At 23.1% G+C, this 3,603-nt stretch carries 3 protein-coding genes; all 3 read left to right on the top strand.

What is annotated here, in order from left to right:
• The first annotated feature begins 142 nt into the window (after positions 1-142).
• The 3 genes from Q0138_RS01155 to gatC all read left to right on the top strand — a co-directional run bounded on the left by Q0138_RS01155 (position 143) and on the right by gatC (position 3,602).
• Positions 143-409 carry a hypothetical protein gene (locus Q0138_RS01155; RefSeq protein ID WP_297979765.1) on the top strand — a complete coding sequence of 89 codons (267 nt, stop codon included), beginning with the start codon at positions 143-145 and terminating at the stop codon, positions 407-409.
• Positions 410-1,121: 712 nt separating this feature from the next.
• Entirely contained in the window at positions 1,122-2,870 is a 1,749-nt protein-coding gene (locus tag Q0138_RS01160) for an asparagine synthase-related protein (protein ID WP_297979767.1), read from the top strand.
• A gap of 516 nt (positions 2,871-3,386) precedes the next feature.
• Positions 3,387-3,602 carry an Asp-tRNA(Asn) amidotransferase subunit GatC gene (gene gatC, locus Q0138_RS01165; RefSeq protein ID WP_297979769.1) on the top strand — a complete coding sequence of 72 codons (216 nt, stop codon included), beginning with the start codon at positions 3,387-3,389 and terminating at the stop codon, positions 3,600-3,602.
• Position 3,603: the final 1 nt, after the last annotated feature.

Raw genomic sequence — 3,603 nt, forward strand, 5'->3', positions numbered from 1 at the left:
AAAATTTTCAAATTTTTAAAAAAAAATATTATTAAAATAAATCAATTATTATTTTAGCTATCAATTGGATTTTATAATCTATATTAAATAAATTTGCAAATTTATTTTAAAATTTTATTTAATTAATTAAATAGGTGTAAATATGGCAAAGAAAAATATGTGGATAGCAATGATTTTATCAATCCTCGTAACAGGACTTGGTCTTGCATATGATGGAGAGGTAAAAAAATTCATTTATTATATTGTAATTCAAATAATCCTTGGAGGCCTTTTATACGCATTCTTCGGTTACCCTCCTGATTTTGAAGAAAATACAGCATACTGTATATACTTATTCAGTATTATTGTATGGGTATTTGGATTATACGACACTTTAAGAACTACTAGACAAATCAATATGGGTCAATAGTTCTATAAGTGAAGAAATGTTTTTTATAAACATTTCAATTATTTTTTTTTATCTCAATTTCTTTTTTTTAATTTTTAATTTTTTTTTGTTTTTTTCTTTTTTTTAGTGTTTTTATTATTTATTTTATTTTACTGCTTGTTTTATCTATTGATCATTTTTTTAAGAATTTTAGAAATTATTATTTTTTTTCAATTCAATCAATATTAAAGAATTTTACTGTTTTTTTAAATTTTAACAATGATTTTAAAATTTACTATTTTTTCAAAAAATTTCAATTTAAATCAATATTTCATTATTTTTACTAAATTTTAATAAAAGTGTATTATTGAATTTAAATTTAAGAAATTTTTATATACTTAAAAAACAAATAGAAAAATAATTAACTGTAATTTACTATTTAAATAAGTTTATATGAAAATAATTCTTAAAAAATAATCTTTAACAAATAAAATTATTAGATTTTTTATTTTATAAAATAAAATTCTTAAAAAATAATTTTTTACAAATAAAATTATTAAATTTTTTATTTTATAAAAAAATTCTAAAATTATATTTTTTTATTAATGTTAAAAAGTTTGATTTTTCTAACTATATTTTTAAAATAGTTTAATAAAAATAATGGTTAATTAAATTGCATCATTACTAAAACTTATTGAATATTATAAAAGATTCTATTAAAATAATAATGTTTTAATAAAATTAAGGTGAATTTATGTGTGGATTGATAGGTCTGGCAGGTAATTTTAATAAAGATTTATTATTTTCTATGATGAAATCAATTAAGCATAGGGGAGAAGACTCTTCAGGCTTTGGATTATTTAATGGAGATTCCCATTATATAGTTGATAATTTTGATTTTGAAAATAATGATTCAATTCCAGAAGATAATTTTAGCCTTGGATTAGGCCATAACCTTTTATCCATATTTAATTTGATCAATTCAGATGGAGAAATTTCAGATAATCTGAATGAAAATAAGCAACCAATCTATAAAGGAAACCTTGTGCTAATATTCAATGGAGAAATATACAATTTCAATAAGTTGGAACTCTTTTTAAAAGACAAACATGATGAATATATTAATAAAAAAGAGCCAGAATCCCATTATTTCTTTGAAAATATTTTTAAAGAGTCTAAAAGTGACAGCCAATTACTGCATAATCTCTTAAGCTATTATTATGGATTAACTAATGCAGATTTATTGGAAAGCGTTAAAAAAACAATAGCTAAACTGGATGGAGATTACTCCTTTGCTGTCTATGACACAAAAAAGAAGAATCTTGCAGTTTGCAGAGACTCAATAGGAGTTAAACCATTATATTATGGAAAAATCACTGATGAGGATAATAACTTAAAAAATAGTGTTAATGAAAAAAATACAAGTCTTAATGCATTTGCTTCAGAAAGAAAGGCTCTTTGGAAAATAGGCATAAAAAACAAAGACATTAAAGACTTAAAACCAGGTTCCATTCTTTATAATTGGGAAATTGTAGATCTTGAAGATGACTTAATAAACAATATCATAAGCACTGATTTTAATCAAATCAGAAATTCCTATTCCAACTACAATGAATATCTGTCTGCAAAGGATTCCTATGAGGTCTATAAGGAACTCTTGACTGATGACTTAAGATCTGCAGTTGAAAAACGTGTTGAAAATCTTGTGAATCTAGGACTTATCTTTTCAGCAGGAGTTGACAGTACCATTTTAGCTCTTTTGCTAAAGGAAATACAGCAAAAGCGAGCAAAACAGATTAAAAATGGAGAAAATATTAAGCCATTAAATATTAAATTGTATTCAGTTGGCGTTTCAAACTCACAAGACCTTAAATTTAGTCAAAAAATGGCTAATGAGCTTGGCCTTGAACTAAAAAGTGTCATAATCAATGAGGATATTGTAAATGATAATCTTAAGGATGTCCTGATTGCAATTGAAGACAATAACATTATGAAAATTGGGGTTGGAATGACTATCTTTTTAGCTTCAAAGGCAATAAAGGAAGATAATATAAATGTTGCAATATCAGGTCAGGGTGCTGATGAGTTGTTTGGCGGATACAATAGATATCTAAAGCATTTTGAAGAAAATTCATTATTTGATGCCTATTTCAATCTTGATGAGGAGATTTATCACGACATTGCAAATATGTATCATGTCAATCTTGAAAGGGATGATGCTGTAGCAATGGCCAATGGAGTTGAGCTAAGAGTCCCATTTTTGGATAAGGAAATAATCAATTTGGCATTGGACATACCTGGAAAGTTTAAAATTAGAAATAATGAGGACCTTTTAAGAAAGCATATCCTAAGGGATTTGGCCTTGGATATTGGTGTTCCTGAATATATTGCAAACAGGCCTAAAAAGGCAGCACAATATGGATCTGGAATAAATAAGATTTTAAAGAAAAAAGTTTTAAAATCAGTAGATTTAGATGAGTTGTTTTTATCAATTCAGAACTAATATATTTATTTAATTTTATTTCATTTTTCCAATTATTATGTTTATTTTCTCTTATTTAAATCAGAATTTAAAAAAATTATTCTTTTTACTCTTTTTACTTTAAGTTTATTTAAAAAAAATTATTCTTTTTACTCTTTTAATTTAAGTTTATTTAAAAAAATTATTCTTTTTACTCCTTTTACTTTAAGTTTATTATAAAAAAATTATCCTTTTTACTCTTTTTACTTTAAGTTTATTTAAAAAAATTATTCTTTTTACTCTTTTTTTAACCTAATTTATAAAAATGCTTATTTTAATTTTTAAAGTCATTTATAAAAGTATATTAATACAAATAGATAAATATTATAATAATATAAACTTTTGAATTATTTTAAAGTTTTATTCATTTAATTAAAAAATCATATTGAAATTTAAATACTTTAAGGAAATTTTTCAATTTAAAATAATTTATTTTAAAAAAAAAGATTAATTAAAATTCCTTAAATGAGTTTAAATAATAATTATTTTGGTGTAAATATGGCAATTGAAAAAGATGCAGAAAAAATATTGGAAGAATTTTCAAAAACTTTAGATCAAGTTCCAGAACTTGAAGGTACCTATTACATTACTGATAATTTAAATCTCAATCGTGAAGACGAATCAGAAGAAAAAGATTCTTCTAAAATTGTTAGAAATGCTAGAACCGACAAAGATGGAAATGTTATAGTAAAAAGAGCAGAATGGATTAATTAAT

The sequence above is a fragment of the uncultured Methanobrevibacter sp. genome, assembly GCF_937906425.1.
Lineage (GTDB): Archaea > Methanobacteriota > Methanobacteria > Methanobacteriales > Methanobacteriaceae > Methanobrevibacter.